This is a genomic window from Enterobacter sp. HNDS-6 (genome assembly GCF_039850505.1).
Lineage (GTDB): Bacteria > Pseudomonadota > Gammaproteobacteria > Enterobacterales > Enterobacteriaceae > Enterobacter > Enterobacter kobei.
The window spans coordinates 3,763,474-3,781,987 of the sequence record NZ_CP156673.1 but is presented as its reverse complement, the minus strand read 5'-3'; the positions used below and the strand labels follow the sequence as shown (position 1 = coordinate 3,781,987).

At 54.8% G+C, this 18,514-nt stretch carries 16 protein-coding genes; 5 read left to right on the top strand and 11 right to left on the bottom strand.

Features of this window, described 5'->3' with window-relative positions:
• Nucleotides 1–206 precede the first annotated feature (206 nt).
• From ABFI50_RS17670 to ABFI50_RS17660, 3 genes are all read left to right on the top strand, one after another.
• On the top strand, nt 207–1,280 hold the full coding sequence (locus tag ABFI50_RS17670; RefSeq protein ID WP_347484676.1) for an acyltransferase family protein: 1,074 nt from the start codon (nt 207–209) through the stop codon (nt 1,278–1,280).
• A gap of 149 nt (nt 1,281–1,429) precedes the next feature.
• On the top strand, nt 1,430–4,876 hold the full coding sequence (gene mfd / locus ABFI50_RS17665) for a transcription-repair coupling factor (protein WP_347484674.1): 3,447 nt from the start codon (nt 1,430–1,432) through the stop codon (nt 4,874–4,876).
• A gap of 148 nt (nt 4,877–5,024) precedes the next feature.
• Nucleotides 5,025–5,990 carry a L,D-transpeptidase family protein gene (locus ABFI50_RS17660; protein ID WP_047027477.1) on the top strand — a complete coding sequence of 322 codons (966 nt, stop codon included), beginning with the start codon at nt 5,025–5,027 and terminating at the stop codon, nt 5,988–5,990.
• A 73-nt stretch (nt 5,991–6,063) separates the two neighbouring features.
• On the opposite strand, the gene bhsA is transcribed toward ABFI50_RS17660, so the two are convergent.
• A complete protein-coding gene (gene bhsA / locus ABFI50_RS17655) occupies nt 6,064–6,321 on the bottom strand; it encodes a multiple stress resistance protein BhsA (RefSeq protein ID WP_014883401.1) in 258 nt (85 codons plus the stop codon).
• Between the two features lie 244 nt (nt 6,322–6,565).
• Between bhsA and comR the strand changes: the two genes are divergently transcribed.
• Nucleotides 6,566–7,201, top strand: a complete 636-nt coding sequence (comR, locus tag ABFI50_RS17650; protein ID WP_047027478.1) for a TetR family copper-responsive transcriptional repressor ComR — start codon at nt 6,566–6,568, stop codon at nt 7,199–7,201.
• A gap of 59 nt (nt 7,202–7,260) precedes the next feature.
• On the opposite strand, the gene ABFI50_RS17645 is transcribed toward comR, so the two are convergent.
• The 8 genes from ABFI50_RS17645 to hinT all read right to left on the bottom strand — a co-directional run bounded on the left by ABFI50_RS17645 (nt 7,261) and on the right by hinT (nt 13,348).
• Complete coding sequence (locus tag ABFI50_RS17645; RefSeq protein WP_008500779.1) at nt 7,261–7,800, bottom strand: glycine zipper 2TM domain-containing protein; 540 nt, start codon at nt 7,798–7,800, stop codon at nt 7,261–7,263.
• Nucleotides 7,801–7,993: 193 nt separating this feature from the next.
• Nucleotides 7,994–9,298 carry an NAD(P)/FAD-dependent oxidoreductase gene (locus ABFI50_RS17640; protein ID WP_014883399.1) on the bottom strand — a complete coding sequence of 435 codons (1,305 nt, stop codon included), beginning with the start codon at nt 9,296–9,298 and terminating at the stop codon, nt 7,994–7,996.
• A gap of 237 nt (nt 9,299–9,535) precedes the next feature.
• On the bottom strand, nt 9,536–10,078 hold the full coding sequence (gene ycfP, locus ABFI50_RS17635) for an alpha/beta hydrolase YcfP (RefSeq protein ID WP_014883398.1): 543 nt from the start codon (nt 10,076–10,078) through the stop codon (nt 9,536–9,538).
• Nucleotides 10,079–10,112: 34 nt separating this feature from the next.
• Nucleotides 10,113–11,138, bottom strand: a complete 1,026-nt coding sequence (nagZ, locus tag ABFI50_RS17630; protein ID WP_347486129.1) for a beta-N-acetylhexosaminidase — start codon at nt 11,136–11,138, stop codon at nt 10,113–10,115.
• Nucleotides 11,139–11,149: 11 nt separating this feature from the next.
• Entirely contained in the window at nt 11,150–11,974 is an 825-nt protein-coding gene (thiK, locus tag ABFI50_RS17625; RefSeq protein WP_045269417.1) for a thiamine kinase, read from the bottom strand.
• The gene (gene lpoB, locus ABFI50_RS17620) at nt 11,955–12,602 is read right to left on the bottom strand and encodes a penicillin-binding protein activator LpoB (protein WP_014883395.1); all 648 of its coding nucleotides are present in this window, start codon (nt 12,600–12,602) and stop codon (nt 11,955–11,957) included. The genes thiK and lpoB overlap by 20 nt, the downstream gene beginning before the upstream one ends.
• 10 nt (nt 12,603–12,612) lie before the next feature.
• The gene (locus tag ABFI50_RS17615) at nt 12,613–12,987 is read right to left on the bottom strand and encodes a YcfL family protein (RefSeq protein ID WP_023332707.1); all 375 of its coding nucleotides are present in this window, start codon (nt 12,985–12,987) and stop codon (nt 12,613–12,615) included.
• A gap of 1 nt (nt 12,988) precedes the next feature.
• The gene (gene hinT, locus ABFI50_RS17610; protein WP_008500786.1) at nt 12,989–13,348 is read right to left on the bottom strand and encodes a purine nucleoside phosphoramidase; all 360 of its coding nucleotides are present in this window, start codon (nt 13,346–13,348) and stop codon (nt 12,989–12,991) included.
• A 350-nt stretch (nt 13,349–13,698) separates the two neighbouring features.
• Here hinT and fhuE point away from each other — a divergent pair, with 350 nt between their 5' ends.
• Nucleotides 13,699–15,888: a ferric-rhodotorulic acid/ferric-coprogen receptor FhuE gene (gene fhuE, locus ABFI50_RS17605; RefSeq protein WP_058689753.1), complete on the top strand. Its 2,190-nt coding sequence runs from the start codon at nt 13,699–13,701 to the stop codon at nt 15,886–15,888.
• A 98-nt stretch (nt 15,889–15,986) separates the two neighbouring features.
• On the opposite strand, the gene ptsG is transcribed toward fhuE, so the two are convergent.
• Together ptsG and ABFI50_RS17595 are read right to left on the bottom strand one after the other, a co-directional pair.
• Nucleotides 15,987–17,420 carry a PTS glucose transporter subunit IIBC gene (gene ptsG / locus ABFI50_RS17600; RefSeq protein ID WP_014883391.1) on the bottom strand — a complete coding sequence of 478 codons (1,434 nt, stop codon included), beginning with the start codon at nt 17,418–17,420 and terminating at the stop codon, nt 15,987–15,989.
• 297 nt (nt 17,421–17,717) lie between these two features.
• Nucleotides 17,718–18,512 carry a metal-dependent hydrolase gene (locus ABFI50_RS17595; protein WP_023332705.1) on the bottom strand — a complete coding sequence of 265 codons (795 nt, stop codon included), beginning with the start codon at nt 18,510–18,512 and terminating at the stop codon, nt 17,718–17,720.
• Between the last annotated feature and the right edge of the window lie 2 nt (nt 18,513–18,514).

The window sequence follows — 18,514 nt, the reverse complement described above, 5'->3', positions numbered from 1 at the left end:
TAAGCGTAAATGACTGAAACCGTAAGCTTTGGTAATCATTTTTCTGAAAAATTCAGATAAATCAGCGTGCTATTGTCTGAATTGTCGCCTCGCAACCTCCACCTTTTCCGAAAAACCTCCTGATACAGACTGTTACCCGTTACATCCCGGTTTCATTTCAGAACAATTGCTCGTTCGTTTATGGCAATTTAAGGTAGTCGCGAACAATGAAGCAAAAAGCATTATGGATTAACCAGATAAAAGGGCTGTGTATCTGCCTGGTGGTTATCTATCATTCGGTCATCACCTTTTATCCGCACCTGAGCGGGCTGCAACACCCGCTATCCGGCCTTCTCGCGAAATGTTGGGTCTATTTTAATCTCTACCTCGCCCCATTCCGCATGCCGGTATTCTTCTTTATCTCCGGCTATCTGATCCGTCGTTATATCGATGAGGTGAACTGGCGAACCAGTCTCGACAAACGGATCTGGAGCATTGTCTGGGTTCTGGTCCTGTGGGGGATTCTGCAATGGCAGGCATTGACCCACCTGAATGCCTGGCTGGCGCCCGATCGTGAGCTTGCCACCTCCTCGAACGCGGCCTACGCCGATTCCCTCTCAGGATTTGTACGCGGTATGCTCACCGCCAGCACCAGCCTGTGGTATCTGTATGCTCTGGTCGTCTACTTCACGCTGTGTAAACTACTGAGCCGCTGGAAGCTACCGGTGCTCGGGCTGCTGGCACTGGCGAGCGTCGCGATCAACTTCCTGCCGTTGCCGTGGTGGGGAATGAACAGCGTAGTACGCAACATGATCTACTACAGCCTCGGAGCGTGGTATGGCGCAGAGCTGATGGCGTGGATGAAAAGTTTCAACCTGCGCCGCACGTGGCTGGCGACAGGCGCGTTCGCCGCCGTCTCCGTGGTGCTGTGGTTTGCTAACGTTCCTCTCCTGCTTTCCCTGCTGTCGATTGTGTTGATCATGAAGCTTTTCTACAGTATTGAGCAGCGTTACGCCGTGCATCCCAACAATCTGCTGAACGTGATTGGCTCCAACACCATTGCGATCTATACCACCCACCGCATCCTCATTGAGGCCTTCAGCCTGTTCCTGATTGGCGAGATGAATGCCGCATACTGGCCGGTCTGGGCAGAGCTGGGCTTAATTCTGGTCTATCCGTTTGCCAGCCTGCTTATCTGCACCCTTGCCGGGCTCGGGGTGCGCAAACTCTCCACCGCGCTGTTTGGCGATCTTTTCTTCTCTCCTCCGTCAATGCTCCCCCTGTCACCGTCCACCCGCTAATGCCCTCTCCGCCCCCGTTTTGGGGGCGGAAAGTCACCCCGTGCGGTTACAATTTGCTTATGTAAAACGATCGAGGATAATAAAGACATTGCGTATCAGTGATATGCCCCAATACTGTTGGTATATCCATAAGAGACTCTGACATAGCCATGCCTGAACACTATCGTTATTCCTTGCCTGTCAAAGCGGGCGACCAGCGCCAGTTGGGTGAACTTACGGGCGCGGCGTGCGCCACGCTGGTGGCAGAAATTGCTGAGCGACACCCCGGCCCGGTGGTGCTTGTTGCCCCGGATATGCAAAATGCCCTGCGCCTGCACGACGAAATCCGCCAGTTCACCGATAGCCTGGTGTTCAGCCTGGCCGACTGGGAAACGCTGCCGTATGACAGCTTCTCTCCGCATCAGGAGATCATCTCCTCGCGCCTGTCGACGCTCTACCAACTGCCGACCATGCAGCGCGGTGTGCTGATTGTGCCGGTAAATACCCTGATGCAGCGCGTCTGTCCGCACAGCTATCTGCATGGTCATGCGCTGGTGATGAAAAAAGGCCAGCGCCTGTCCCGTGATGCCCTGCGCGAGCAGCTTGACGGTGCCGGCTATCGCCATGTCGATCAGGTGATGGAGCACGGGGAATACGCAACCCGCGGCGCACTGCTTGACCTTTATCCCATGGGCAGCGACCAGCCGTATCGTCTCGATTTCTTCGATGATGAAATTGACAGCCTGCGCGTGTTCGACGCCGACACCCAGCGCACGCTGGAGGAAGTAGAGTCCATTAACTTACTGCCCGCGCATGAATTCCCGACGGACAAAACTGCCGTCGAACTGTTCCGCAGCCAGTGGCGCGATAAGTTCGACGTCAAGCGTGATGCCGAGCACATCTATCAGCAGGTCAGCAAAGGTACGCTCCCGGCCGGGATCGAATACTGGCAGCCGTTGTTCTTTAACGAGCCGCTGCCTGCTCTGTTCAGCTACTTCCCGGCAAATACGCTGATTGTGAACACCGGCGATATCGACGCCAGCGCCAGCCGTTTCGAAAGCGAAACCCGCGCCCGCTTCGAAAACCGGGGCGTTGACCCGATGCGTCCGCTGCTGCCGCCGGAAGCGCTGTGGCTGCGTACCGACGAACTCAATGCGGAGCTGAAGCGCTGGCCGCGGATCCAGCTCAAAACCGATTCGCTTGCCGATAAGGCCGCCAACACCAACCTCGCCTTCCGGACGCTGCCGGACCTGGCCGTACAGGCGCAGCAGAAATCGCCGCTGGATAATCTGCGCAAGTTCCTGGAGTCCTTTACCGGCCCGGTGGTGTTCTCCGTTGAGAGTGAAGGCCGCCGCGAAGCACTCGGCGAGCTGCTGGGGCGAATAAAAGTTGCGCCGAAACGCATTCAGCGCCTGAGCGACGCGGCCGGAAACGGCCGTTATCTGATGATTGGTGCCGCCGAACACGGGTTTATTGATACGCTCAACAACCTGGCGCTGATTTGCGAAAGCGATCTGCTGGGTGAGCGCGTCGCGCGGCGCCGTCTGGACAGCCGTCGGACCATTAACCCGGACACGCTGATCCGTAACCTGGCCGAACTGCATCCGGGCCAGCCCATTGTTCACCTGGAGCATGGCGTTGGGCGCTATCAGGGAATGACCACGCTTGAAGCCGGCGGCATCAAAGGTGAATACCTGATGCTGACCTACGCCAACGACGCCAAACTGTATGTTCCGGTGTCATCCCTGCATCTGATCAGCCGATACGCGGGTGGCGCGGAGGATAACGCCCCGCTGCACAAACTGGGCGGCGATGCCTGGGCTCGCGCGCGCCAGAAAGCGGCGGAGAAAGTACGCGACGTGGCGGCCGAGCTGCTGGATATCTACGCCCAGCGCGCGGCCAAAGAGGGCTTCGCCTTTAAGCATGATAAAGAACAGTACCAGCTGTTCTGCGACAGCTTCCCGTTTGAAACCACGCCGGACCAGGCCCAGGCCATCAACGCCGTACTGAGCGACATGTGCCAGCCGCTGGCGATGGACCGCTTAGTCTGCGGCGACGTCGGCTTCGGCAAAACCGAAGTGGCGATGCGCGCCGCCTTCCTGGCGGTTGAAAACAACAAGCAGGTGGCGGTGCTGGTGCCGACCACCCTGCTCGCCCAGCAGCACTTCGACAACTTCCGCGACCGTTTCGCCAACTGGCCGGTGCGCATTGAGATGCTGTCACGTTTTCGCAGCGCCAAAGAGCAGACGCAGATCCTCGAACAGGCAAGCGAAGGCAAAATCGATATTCTGATCGGTACGCACAAGCTGCTGCAAAGCGACGTGAAGTGGAAAGATCTGGGGCTGCTGATCGTCGACGAAGAGCACCGCTTCGGGGTGCGTCACAAAGAGCGGATCAAAGCGATGCGCGCCGACGTCGATATTCTGACCCTGACCGCAACGCCAATTCCGCGTACGCTGAACATGGCGATGAGCGGCATGCGCGATCTGTCGATTATCGCCACACCACCGGCGCGTCGTCTGGCGGTGAAAACCTTTGTCCGCGAGTACGATAATCTGGTGGTACGTGAGGCGATCCTGCGTGAGGTACTGCGCGGGGGCCAGGTTTATTATCTTTATAACGACGTTGAAAACATCCAGAAAGCCGCGGACAGGCTGGCCGAACTGGTACCGGAAGCGCGTATTGCCATCGGCCACGGGCAGATGCGCGAGCGGGAGCTGGAGCGGGTGATGAACGACTTCCACCACCAGCGCTTTAACGTACTGGTGTGTACCACCATCATTGAAACCGGCATTGATATCCCGACGGCGAATACCATCATTATTGAGCGTGCGGATCACTTTGGTCTGGCCCAGCTTCATCAGCTGCGCGGTCGCGTCGGCCGTTCGCATCATCAGGCTTACGCCTGGCTGTTGACCCCGCATCCGAAAGCGATGACCACCGACGCGCAAAAGCGTCTGGAAGCCATCGCCTCGCTGGAAGACCTCGGTGCAGGCTTTGCGCTGGCCACGCACGATCTCGAGATCCGTGGTGCCGGCGAACTGCTGGGCGAGGATCAGAGCGGCTCCATGGAAACCATCGGCTTCTCGCTCTATATGGAGCTGCTGGAAAATGCGGTTGATGCCCTGAAGGCCGGACGCGAGCCGTCGCTGGAAGATCTCACCAGCCAGCAGACCGAGGTCGAGTTGCGTATGCCGTCCCTGCTGCCGGATGATTTCATTCCTGATGTGAATACCCGCCTGTCATTCTACAAACGCATTGCCAGCGCGAAGAATGAAAATGAGCTGGAAGAGATCAAAGTGGAACTGATTGACCGCTTTGGCCTGCTGCCCGATGCGGCGAGAAATCTGCTGGATATCGCGCGGCTGCGCCAGCAGGCGCAGAAGCTGGGGATCCGCAAACTTGAAGGTAATGAAAAAGGCGGCGTCATTGAATTCGCCGAGAAGAACCACGTCAACCCGATGTGGCTGATTGGCCTGCTGCAAAAACAGCCGCAGTATTTCCGCCTGGATGGGCCAACCCGTCTGAAATTTACCCAGGAGCTGGCGGATCGCAAAACCCGTATGGACTGGGTGCGTAACTTTATGCGACAGCTCGAAGAGAACGCGGTCGCGTAATCTGACCTCCCCCCGTTAGCCAGTGCTGCCGGGGGGACAATTTACAAACTCTTTGCACTTCACCCGATCTTCCCGACACACCCTTTCGCCATAATTATCATTAACACCTTATAAAACAATAACCTTATCATTTATATGGATTATGGTGATGATGACCTCTTCGCGTTTTACCCGCTGGATAACCCTGTTTACGCTGGCTGCCGCCGTCGCGGTTGCGCTTCCCGCTCGCGCAAACACCTGGCCTCTTCCACCGCCTGGCAGCAAGCTGGTCGGGGAAAACCGCTTTCATGTGGTTGAAAATAATGGCGGTTCACTGGAAGCCATTGCCAAAAAATATAACGTCGGTTTTCTGGCTCTGCTGCAGGCGAACCCCGGCGTCGATCCGTATGTCCCGCGAGCGGGCAGCGTACTGACGATCCCGTTACAAACTCTCCTGCCGGATGCCCCGCGCGAGGGGATCGTCATAAACCTGGCTGAGTTACGTCTCTATTATTATCCGCCGGGTAAAAATGAAGTGACCGTCTACCCTATCGGTATCGGTCAACTGGGCGGCGACACCCTGACACCGACGATGGTGACGACCGTCTCGGATAAACGGGCGAATCCAACCTGGACGCCAACGGCCAACATTCGCGCCCGTTATAAAGCCCAGGGCATCGATCTTCCCGCTGTTGTTCCGGCTGGCCCGGATAACCCTATGGGGCATCACGCGATCCGCCTGGCGGCATACGGTGGGGTTTACCTGCTGCACGGAACGAATGCCGACTTTGGCATCGGCATGCGCGTCAGCTCCGGCTGTATTCGTCTGCGCGATGACGATATCAAAACGCTGTTCAATGTCGTTACGCCAGGGACTAAAGTGAATATTATCAATACACCGATTAAAGTCTCTGAGGAGCCGGGCGGCGTACGGCTGGTCGAAATTCACCAGCCGCTCTCAAAAAATATCGGCGACGATCCGCAGACGTTACCCATTATCCTGAATGCTGCGATGGTGAGCTTTAAAACGAATGCGAATACCGAGAGCCAGGTGATGGAACGTGCGATGGAGGCCCGGTCAGGCATGCCGACCGATGTCACCCGGCATCACGATATCGTTCAGCAGTCGATGTAAAACAGAACGTAAAACGCCCTGCTTAGCAGGGCGTTTTTTATTGCAGTGGCATAAATGAGGGTTTATGCCCGGCTTATTTGTAGATGACAGCCGTGCCGTGCAGCGTGTTAGGACCGGTCACAGAGGTGATGCGGTAGGATTTTGCACCCATTGCTTCCGCTTTTTGTGCCAGCTGATCTTCCAGTGAACCCAGGTTAGTCCCGGCAGACGCAGAGATCGTCCCGACTTTATGCTGATCGGCTGGCGTTGACTGAACTTGTACAGCAGCAACGCTTGCGAAAGAAAGTGAACTCAGTACGGCTGCAGCGATGAGGGTTTTTACGTTTTTCATGATGTTTACCTTTGGCAGATGAATTTGGAGGTCGTTAGCGATTTAGTTAACGATCGATAGGTAAATCATAAATGTGATCCAGCTCACGCGTCAACACAATTTTATAACGAGCATTAATTAATTTTTAAAGTCGTTAATTTTCATACATATATGATTAATTTATTTTTAAGCATTCTGCACTGGTGGTGGGTTGCGTTTATTTTTATAATGGTTATTCAACAAATCAACAGAGGACCAACGGCAAATGACAACCGACGTCACGAGTTGTGCGAAGAAAAGCCGTGGCCGACCAAAAGTGTTTGACAGGGATGCAGCGCTTGATAAGGCCATGACTCTCTTCTGGCAACATGGGTATGAAGCGACCTCGCTTTCCGATCTGGTAGAAGCCACCGGCGCCAAAGCACCGACGCTCTATGCTGAATTTACCAACAAAGAGGGGCTGTTCAGGGCAGTGCTGGACAGATACATTTCGCGCTTTGCAGCGAAACACGAAGCCCAGCTGTTTTGTGAAGAGAAAAGCGTTGAACAGGCGCTACGGGATTACTTCACCGCCGTTGCCACCTGCTTCACCAGCAAAGATACGCCCGCGGGCTGCTTTATGATTAACACCTCCGCCACCCTGGCGGCAGCGTCGAAAGAGATCGCCAATACGGTGAAATCGCGTCATGCCATGCAGGAAGAGACGCTCAGCGCATTTTTGGCTCAACGCCAGCAGCGCGGTGAAATTCCCGCGCATTGTCAGCCGCAGATGCTGGCGCAGTACCTGAGCTGTATTTTGCAGGGTATGTCGATCAGCGCGCGTGAAGGCGCGACGCTGGAAAAACTGCAGAATATAACCGAAACCACACTACGCTTGTGGCCTGAACTCCTCAAAACTTGAGGTAAAAAAAAGCTCCTCAGCCTGAGCGCTTGAGGAGCTAAGTTCAGAGAACATCTTTTTTACACTTTGTTATTCAGTACCAGCTGGCCATTTCCATCCAGTGGGATTTGCGTTCCTGGGTCTTTATCCATACGGATTTTGCCCTGCTGATCGCCAATTTTGTACGTGACGTCATAACCCAGCATTTTTTCCGACTTGTCATAGACGGTTTTACAACGCTGCTGAGTCGTGGTGTAAGTATCGTTATCCTGCATCGCACCCTGCACCTGGTTGCCGGCATAGCCGCCACCCAGCGCACCAACGACGGTCGCGACATCTTTACCCCGGCCACCGCCAAACTGGTGACCAATTACCCCACCCGCTACCGCACCCAGAACAGAGCCGGCAATACGGTTTTCATCCTGTACCGGACGACGGTGGGTCACGGAGACGTTACGGCACTCCTGACGAGGGGTTTTTACGGTTTCTTTAATGGGAGTAGCAGAAACCACCTGCGCATACTGCGGGCCGCGATCTAATACGTTGAGACTGGCAACAGCAGCCACACCTAACGCAGCTGCGACACCAATCCCTATACCCGCCAACATAGATTTATTCACGGGACTTCCTCCTTTGTTGCTATTGGTAACAATTTTGCAATGAAGCCACGGCTTCGCCAATAAGACAAAGGATCAAAAAGTGGACGCTGGAGAGGGATATATCATGTTTAGGAGAACTCTTAAGCACCTAATCCATGACGGGCAGCATGATATGCTAAAAACTCCCTCCGGAGGGCCCGGAGGGAGTGAAAGATTAGTGGAGTTTAAGACGCGGACGGATGACGCGGTTGATTCTGCCCACCAGCATCATCAGACCCGTTTTGAAGTAGCCGTGCAGTGCGATCTGGTGCATACGGTACAGTGAAATATAGACAAAGCGTGCTATGCGCCCTTCTACCATCATCGAGCCACGCATCAGGTTACCCATCAGGCTACCGACGGTAGAGAAGTTGGACAGCGATACCAGAGAGCCGTGGTCTTTATAGACATACGCCTTCATCGGTTTGCCTTTGTACTGCGCCAGAATATTATGCAGCACCAGGCTTGCCATCTGGTGCGCAGCCTGAGCACGCGGCGGCACAAAGCCACCTTCAGGGCGCGCGCAGGAAGCACAGTCGCCAATCGCAAAGATTTCCGGGTCGCGCGTGGTTTGCAGCGTTGGCTCCGTCACCAGCTGGTTAATGCGGTTCGTTTCCAGACCACCGATATCTTTCATAAAATCAGGCGCTTTGATACCTGCCGCCCAGACCATCAGATCCGCTTTGATGTACTCGCCGTCTTTGGTGTGCAGACCGCCTTCGTCGGCGCTGGTCACCATCGTCTGTGTCAGCACCCGCACACCCAGTTTGGTGAGTTCATTGTGCGCCGCACCGGAGATACGCGGAGGCAGCGCCGGGAGGATGCGTTCACCGGCTTCGACCAGCGTGACGTTCAGCGCGTCGTTTGTTAACCCTTTATAGCCGTAGCTGTGCAGCTGTTTCACCGCATTGTGCAGCTCAGCAGAGAGCTCTACCCCCGTTGCCCCGCCGCCGACAATTGCAATGTTAACCTTGCCATTCGCACCCATGTTATTGGTGTACTTCAGGAACAGGTTCAGCATCTCCTGATGGAAACGACGTGCCTGGTGCGGGTTATCAAGGAAGATACAGTGCTCTTTCACGCCCGGCGTGTTGAAATCGTTAGAGGTACTGCCCAGCGCCATTACCAGCGTGTCATACGCCAGTTTGCGTTCAGGAACCAGCAGCTCGCCTTTTTCATCACGCAGCTCTGCCAGGGTGATGGTTTTGCTTTCACGGTTGATATCCACCACGGAACCCAGCTGGAACTGGAAATGGTGATTGCGTGCGTGCGCCAGATAGCTCAGCGCGTCCACGCCCTCATCCAGCGATCCGGTCGCCACTTCGTGCAGCAACGGTTTCCACAGGTGACTGTGGTTACGATCCACCAGCGTGATTTTGGCTTTTTTACCGCGACCCAGCTTCTTGCCCAACTGTGTGGCCAGCTCCAGCCCGCCAGCACCACCGCCTACAATCACTATCTTTTTCAATGGCGTAGTCAACGTGACCCCCTCAAATTATTAACCAATTGTTAATTAAAAGTTATAAAAATAACCCTTAATTAACAACAGGTTACAGCACTGAAACCATTCAGGTGAATTGAGAATACCACGTCAGGCGCATTGGTCATACCAAAATTGATATGCATCAAGTTTTGATGGCTTAAAAGTAGACAATTCTGGACAAAAAGAAACCCGGTACGCATTAGCGACCGGGTTCCGGAGGTGACTGACTGTGGCTTAGCCCAGCGTTTTGAAGGCTTTTATGCGCTGCAGATGTGGGGAGATGTTCTTGAACTTATGGGTCTGTTCTTCATCCCAGACAATCTCATAGTAATGATGCAGAAGCTCCGCAGCCCGGTGGCTGTTGAGCGCCTCATCATTACGCGAAAGGATCACCAGACACCGGTCGCGGTTTTTATCGCGAAAATTACTGACGCACTTGGTGGCAATATCGACATACTCTTCCGGGCGGTCAATTTTGCCTTCCATGTTTTCATTCGGGAAAAGGTTAGGATTAAATACCACCTGGCGAATGTCGCACAGAAAACCAATCCGCTCTGCCCAGTAGCCACCCAGGCCCACGCCGCAAATCAGCGGGCGATCGTCGATATTAAGCTGCAGCATCTTGTCCACTTCTTTGAGCAGATGCTGCATATCATGCTTCGGATGGCGCGTGCTGTAGCTGATCAACCGGACATCGGGATCGATAAACTGCAGCTGCAACACCTTCTCATGATTACCAGGACTGTTTGAGTCAAAACCGTGTAAATAGATGATCATTGTCTTCTCACCATGCTACGCCTTCCGGGAGGGATTACAGGCTGGCTTTGTGCGCCTGCCAGCGCTCATTCAGGTCTTCAAGCCGGGCGTTGACCGTCTTCCAGCGCGCCGAATCCATCAGCTCCTGACGGCTAAATGAACCTTTATGATACAATTGTGTAACACGCTCTGCATTGATCGGCGACAGGTTATCCAGCACGCTAACAGCCCCTTTACGATTATTGCAGACCAGGATCATATCGCAACCTGCGTCCAGCGACGCCTGACCACGTTCTGCATAGCTGCCCATAATTGCCGCCCCTTCCATCGACAAATCGTCGGAGAAAATCACGCCATTGAAACCCAGCTCCTGGCGCAATACGGTTTTAAGCCAGTGCGGAGAGCCACTGGCCGGCCGCGGGTCGACGTCGCTGTAAATCACGTGGGCAGGCATGATAGCGTCAAGTTTGTTATCGGTGATAAGTGAACGGAACACCGACATATCTTTGGCACGAATTTCCGCTTCCGGGCGCGGATCGCGCGGGGTCTCTTTATGGGAATCCGCCATCACGGCCCCGTGGCCCGGGAAGTGTTTGCCGGTGGTTTTCATACCTGCATCGTGCATCCCGTCGATAAATCGGGTCGCCATTGCCAGCGCAATACGCGGATCTTCATGGTATGAGCGCTCGCCAATCGCGGCGCTGATATGGCCCACGTCCAGCACCGGGGCGAAGCTGATGTCGATATCCATAGCAATCATTTCACTGGCCATCAGCCAGCCAGCGTCCTGCGCCAGTTTTCCCCCCTCTTCCGTCCCGAGCAGCGCGGCGAAAGACTGGGCAGCCGGCAGATGGGTGAAACCGTCGCGAAAACGCTGCACGCGCCCGCCTTCCTGATCGACGGCCACCACCAGATGGTTACGCGACGCGGCGCGGATCTGACGCACCAGCTCGCGCAGCTGCGCTGGATCGTGATAGTTGCGGGTAAACAGGATCAGGCCGCCCACCAGCGGATGCGCCAGAATTTCACGCTCCTCCGCATCCAGCTCAAACCCTTCAACATTCAACATGACTGGACCCACACTCACCTCTCTTATCCTTTCATTTGTAACTGACGCCAGGCATCGTCTGCCAGCGCAATAAATTGTTTATCTCTGGACTGCTGAAGGCGCATTTCAAACCAGCCCGCCATCAGCATAATGACCCAGGGTCGCCAGCGTCTCACCTGACGAGCCAGCGCGTCGGCGTCAATATGCGCTACTCTGGCATACTCTCTGATGAGCGTCAGCCGCGCGGCGTCACTTTCCGTCCAGACCGCGGCCAGCTCCAGCGCCACATCGCCGTCTCCGGCATATTCCCAGTCAATAAGTCTGGCTCCTCCTGACGTATGCACAATGTTCCCGGCGTGCACATCCATATGTAACGGTGAGAGCCGAATCGGTTGCGGCTCGCCCGCTTTACGCAGCCGTTTGAGATGCGCAAGCCAGACTGGGGTACGTCTTTTCGGGGAGGCTTGCTGCCAGTAGTGCTCAAGCAGCGGAAGTAACGCGATTCGCCACCCCAGACGCTGTTGCTGGTGCAGATGATACAGCATCGCCGCGAGCTCCGGGGTGTCCGGCAGCGCGCTTTTCACCTCGCCCTCAAGATAGTCGACGGCCATCCAGCCCTGTCGGAAAAAACGGGGTTCCGGCACGAGATCCGACGGAAGACGTCTGAGGGCACGAAACTGACGACGAAAATGAAAAGCGGGCGCGAAGGGATCGTGATTATGCCGTAAGACCAGACGGTGCGCACCCTGCTCCAGAATACAACTCGCGCCGCCAAGCCCGGAGTGGGCCTGCGGCGCGATGAGGCGGTACTGCGGAAAATAGCGCGTCAGGATCGCATCACGCGTGCTGTCATTGTTGCGTAACCGCACCTTTACCTGACCAGATAATTTCGCCTGTCTGAACCAGCATCAGCTGCATCTGCAGGGCTGGGGTATTCACGTTGCCGGTCGCATTAGAGTACAGCACATACTGGGCGCCAACGTTGCGGGCAATCCCAATCGCCTTGCTGCGCGTGCCGAGGCTATCCTGCGGCGACAGGCCGAGTTGCTGTTTGGCCACCGCAAGCTGCTGAGCAGAGACCAGCGTAAACTTGCCGTTGTTCGCCAGGGCATTGCGCAGGGTTTCCGTCGCTTCGCCCGCGTTCAGCGAACCGTTAGTACGGTTGTTAACGCTGTCGACCAGCAGCACGCCGCCTGCCGTCACGCCCTGTGCCTGCAGCATTTTACCGACCATCGGTTGCATTGCACCGTTCCAGTCATAATGGCGCACGCGCGGCGTAGGCTGTGACGTCTGGTCCGGGTGCTCAATTGGACCAGGCTGTGACGGAATGGACGGTACAGACGGCACGGTTGGCTGTGGCTCCGTTGGCGTTGTCGGCTGCTCAGTACCCGGTTTAGCCTCTTCTACAGGTGCAGGCTGTTCAGTACGGGTCACACACCCTGCCAGAAACAGAGCGAAAGCTGTCACGAGCGCATAACGGCTCAAATTTTTAATCAAAGTTCACCCCTTACAGATAAAGATAAAGTCTTACCTTATGTGCACCCAAATAGCTGGCGCTGTCATAGATCGTTACCGACGACCTCGCCGGAAGGGTGACGCTGCGCGGCGCCTCCAGCGGATGCATTTCAAGACCTCTTACGTCATACCAGAAAAAACGGTAGTGGACCGTCACGGGTTCATTTCGTTCGTTAAAGAGCGCAGAGGAGGCTGAAGACTTAATTTCACTGACGGTTAACGCGGGCTGTTGCGCCGTAATACCCGCCGCCAGCACGGAGGACTCCATCACCAGCGTCTGTTCATCGCTCACGGGGATCGCCGGGCGCGTGCTGCATCCCACAATCATCATCGTCATTACCAGCGCTGCAATACGCCCTTTAAACATGTCAAAGACCTTTGTGTGCCAGCATCGGCCCCAGAGGACGTCCACCCAGCAGATGCATGTGAATATGATAAACTTCCTGGCCGCCATGACGATTACAGTTCATGATCAGACGGTAACCGTCTTCCGCTATGCCTTCCTGCTCGGCAATTTTCGCCGCCACCGTCAGCATACGACCTAACGCCACTTCGTGCTCGGTTTTTACGTCATTTACGGTCGGAATCAGAATATTGGGAATGATAAGGACGTGTGTCGGTGCCTGGGGGGAAATGTCCCGGAAAGCCGTCACCAGTTCATCCTGATAGACGATATCCGAGGGGATTTCGCGACGGATAATTTTACTGAAAATCGTTTCTTCAGCCATGACCTTTTCCTTTTTTGTTAAATCTGGCGTGGTGCGTCCGCTGATAACACACTCTCGGGAAGACTGTGTGACACAATCCAAGAGTATGAGCGAGTTTCTCCTGTCCTTTCAACCTTCTCCCCCGAATTCTTTCCTGAATCTTCATCAGCTGAATGAAGAGTGACCGCTCAGGCGTATTCACTGGCTGAAACATTATTTCAGTTCCGCTCGACACATCTGTTTACAGCATTAATGACAATGCGTATATTTCGCATTTGCATTTTCATGCGCATTTTTAACATAGAAAACGACGTCAGACCGCGATCGCGGGACTGATGCTACCAACCTTCACCGTTCTTAAGGGTTTGATCATGTCTTTCAATCATCATACCAGGGATGGGCAACGTCAGCCTGTCGCAACGCCTTCGTTGCTGGCAGCCTGCATTGCTATGGCATTGATGCCAGCCGTGAGTTTTGCCGCCTCCACAGACGAAGATACCGTTGTGGTTGATGGCGGTTTCGATAACGCGCCAGCCCCGTCCGACGGGCAGGATCGGGACTACAGCGTCAAGACCACCACCACCGGGACCAAACTGCTCCTCGTGCCTCGCGATATTCCGCAGTCCGTCAGCGTCATCAGCCAGCAGCGCATGGCGGATCAAAACCTGCAGTCTATCGGTCAGGTGTTAACCAATACCACTGGCGTGACGGCGCAGGTTCAGGACAGCGACCGTACCGTATTTTACTCACGCGGATTCTTCGTGAGTAACTATGCGTACGATGACCTGCCGACCTCCATCAGCGAAGTGTGGAACTTCGGCGATACTGCCGCCGATACCGCGATTTATGACCGTATCGAAGTGGTACGCGGCGCAACCGGCCTGATGTCCGGGACGGGAAACCCGGCGGCCTATGTCAATATGGTGCGCAAACATGCAGACAGCAATGAATTCAAAGGTAATGTCAGTGCCAGCTACGGTAGCTGGGATAAACAGCGCTACGTGCTGGATCTGCAGGCGCCGCTGGTGGAGTCCGGCAAGATACGCGGCCGCCTGATTACGGGCTATCAGGATAACGACAGCTTTGTTGATAACTACCACTACCGTAAAAAATTCCTCTACGGCGTGGTGGATGCGGATGTGACCGACAGCACGACCCTTTCTGTCGGCTATGAATACCAGGAAAGTAACACCGAGGATCCGACCTGGGGCGGATTGCCAACCTGGAACAGCGACGGGAGTAAAACCCATTACGATCGTAGCCAGACCGTAGCGCCAAAGTGGGCATATTCGGATAAAGACAACACCCGCATTTTCGCCAACCTGACTCAGCGCTTTGACAACGGCTGGGAAGCCCACATCAACGGCATGCATGCTGATACGAATTTCGACAGCAAACTGATGTATATGTCCGGCTATCCCGATCAAGCGACCGGTGCAGGCATGGTGGGCTATGGTGGCTGGAACAAAGGCGAGCGCAAACAGGATGCGGTTGATGCCTTCCTGCGTGGTGGATTCGATCTCTTTGGCCGTCAGCACGAAATGATGTTTGGCGGCAGCTTCAGCCGCCAGCGCAACCATTATGACAATAGGATGCCGGATGCGTTATACGGCATGGTCGACGTGGGTAATTTCAAAAACTGGAACGGGGATATTGCCGATCCTCAGTGGACGCCATGGAAGCTCTACAGCCAGGACGACATCCGTCAGTCATCGGCCTATACTTCCGCCCGCTTCTCGCTGGCCGATCCGCTGCACCTGATCCTCGGGGCGCGCTATACCAACTATAACATTCGCTATAACCCGGCGGGCTCTCCGGACACCCGTCTGGAAAGTACCAAAGATGACGTCACGCCTTACGCGGGCCTGGTCTACGACATTAATGAAGACTGGTCGACTTACGTCAGCTATACCTCAATCTTCCAGCCTCAGGACAAGCGTAATGCCAGTGGTCGTTACCTCGACCCAACCACGGGTAAAAGCTATGAAGCCGGTGTGAAAGCGGACTGGTTCAATACCCGCCTGACCACCTCGCTGGCAATTTTCCGCATTGAACAGGATAACGTGGCGAGCAACACTTATACCTACATGCCGAGCGGTGAATCCATTTATGAATCGCTGGACGGTGTGGTGAGTAAAGGGATTGAGTTCGAGCTTAACGGCGCGCTGACGGATAACTGGCAGCTAACGTTCGGCGCAACCCGCTACATTGCTGAAGATAAAAACGGCAACGCAGTCAGCTCCGATCAGCCGCGCACAACCATGAAGCTGTTTACCCGTTATCAACTGCCAATGCTGCCAGAACTGACCGTGGGCGGTGGCGTAAACTGGCAGAATAAGGTGTGGACGGATGTGGACGGCGGCCCGGCGGGACAATCCCGCGCAGAGCAAGGCAGTTACGGGCTGGTTAACCTGTTCAGCCGTTATCAGGTCACCAAAGAGTTTGCCGTCCAGGCTAACGTCAACAACCTGTTTGACAAAGAGTATTACGATTACGTCGGCTCTTATGTGGTTTATGGCGCACCGCTGAACGTCTCGGTGAGCGCGAGCTACGACTTCTGAGTGTTTAGCCGGGTGGCGGCTGCGCCTTACCCGGCACAACAAACAGCAGCAATAAAAAAGGCAGCCATTCGGCTGCCTTAGTCTCCCCTGCTCACAGCTTAGCTGTTGCGGATGTACTCATCCATTTCGGTTTTCAGGTTATCGGATTTAGTACCGAAGATTGCCTGAACACCAGAACCTGCAACAACCACGCCCGCTGCGCCCAGTTTTTTCAGACCCGGCTGGTCTACTTTCGCAACATCGGCAACGCTCACACGCAGACGAGTGATACACGCGTCCAGGTTAGTGATGTTCTCTTTGCCACCGAACGCTGCAACCAGGGCCGGAGCCATTTCGCTGGTCACACCTGCTTTGCTGTCTTCAGTTGCATCTTCACGGCCTGGGGTTTTCAGGTCCAGTGCTTTGATCAGCACGCGGAAGATGGTGTAGTAGACAACGGCATAGCACGCACCCACGATTGGGAACAGCCACAGTTTGCTGCTGTTACCGGACAGAACGATAAAGTCGATCAGACCGTGAGAGAAGGACGTACCGTCACGCATACCCAGCAGGATACAGATTGGGAACGCCAGACCCGCCAGAATCGCGTGGATAACGTACAGAATCGGCGCAACGAACATGAAGGAGAACTCGATCGGCTCGGTGATACCGGTCAGGAAAGAGGTCAGCGCTGCGGAGATCATGATACCGCCCACTTTTGCACGGTTCTCTGGTTTAGCAGAGTGCCAGATTGCAATCGCAGCTGCCGGCAGGCCGTACATTTTGAACAGGAAGCCACCAGACAGTTTGCCTGCAGTTGGATCACCTGCCATGTAACGTGGGATATCACCGTGGAATACCTGGCCTGCTGCGTTGGTGAATTCACCAATCTGCATCTGGAATGGAACGTTCCAGATGTGGTGCAGACCGAATGGCACCAGGCAACGCTCGATGAAGCCGTAGATACCAAACGCAACAACCGGGTTCTGGTAAGCAGCCCACTGAGAGAAGGTCTGGATCGCGGAACCGATTGGTGGCCAGATGAAGGACAGGATCACGCCAGTGAAAATCGCTGCCAGACCAGAGATGATCGGAACGAAACGCTTGCCCGCGAAGAAGCCCAGATACTCAGGCAGCTTGATGCGATAGAAGCGGTTAAACATATACGCTGCAATCGCACCGGAGATGATACCGCCCAGAACACCGGTGTCTGCCAGGTGTTTCGCGGCAATCTCTTCTGCCGGTAAATGCAGAACCAGAGGCGCAACCACAGCCATGGTTTTCACCATGATGCCGTAGGCAACCACTGCAGCCAGCGCAGAAACGCCGTCGTTATTGGTGAAGCCCAGCGCCACACCGATCGCGAAGATCAGAGGCATGTTAGCAAAGACGGAACCGCCTGCTTCGGCCATCACATGGGAAACTACGGCTGGCAGCCAGCTGAAGTTTGCAGAACCGACACCCAGCAGGATACCTGCGATAGGCAGTACGGATACTGGCAGCATCAGCGATTTACCGACCTTTTGCAGGTTAGCAAATGCATTCTTAAACATAATTGAGAGTGCTCCTGAGTATTTGTGCTTTTTTTACGCTTTCACGCATTGGCCCGGGGGGAGTACCGTGCCGTGGACAGGACATCTAAGCGCCCTTTATTTATTACACAGAGTAAAATAATTCCCTCTGGGATTGTTTGACGGCTATCACGTTTCAGCTTAAGACGGACGAAAAACTTGCAGTTATTTACAAAAAGCATGTCTGGATGTGTCTAAATACATCCTCACCGCCCCAAATGAGGCGGTGAACTTTACTCGTTTTGTTTATTAATTACGAGCCTAAAAAAAACAGGTGTATCAGACAGATTGCAGGCGGGCGGGGTCGATATGGAACAGCGCAGAGAAGTTTTCCGTCGTGACGCGGGCCAGCTCTTCGATGCTGACGCCTTTAAGCACGGCCATGTATTCCGCAACGTCTCGCGTCATGGCTGGCTGGTTCTCTTTCCCGCGATGCGGTACCGGTGCCAGATACGGAGAGTCTGTTTCTACCAGAATGCGGTCGAGCGGAACATAACGCGCAGCATCACGCAGCTGCTCTGCATTACGGAACGTCACGATCCCGGAAAACGAAATATAAAACCCTAGATCAAGCAGTTTACCCGCCGTTTCTCTGTCTTCTGTGAAACAGTGTAGTACGCCACCGCAATCCGTCACCTTTTCTTCCTGGAGGATCGCCAGCGTATCGGCGCGTGCATCACGGGTATGCACGATGACCGGTTTGTTCAGCTCGCGGCCAATGCGGATATGGTTGCGGAAGGATTCCTGCTGGCGCGGTTTCGTTTCCGGCGTGTAAAAATAGTCCAGCCCGGTTTCACCCATCGCCACGACGCCCTCTTCCGCAGCCAGTCGGCGTAACTCATCAACATCGTACGCTTCATCCTGGTTCAGCGGATGCACGCCGCAGGAGAACACCACGTTATCGCGAACGCCCACCAGCTCACGCATGGCGCGGTACCCCGGCAACGTTGTCGCCACGGCAAGACAAAATTTCACATCGCGGGCAGCGGCTTTTGCCAGCACGTCATCCACGTCATTGTGAAGGGATTGATAATCCAGGCCATCAAGATGGCAGTGTGAGTCGACTAAAAACATAA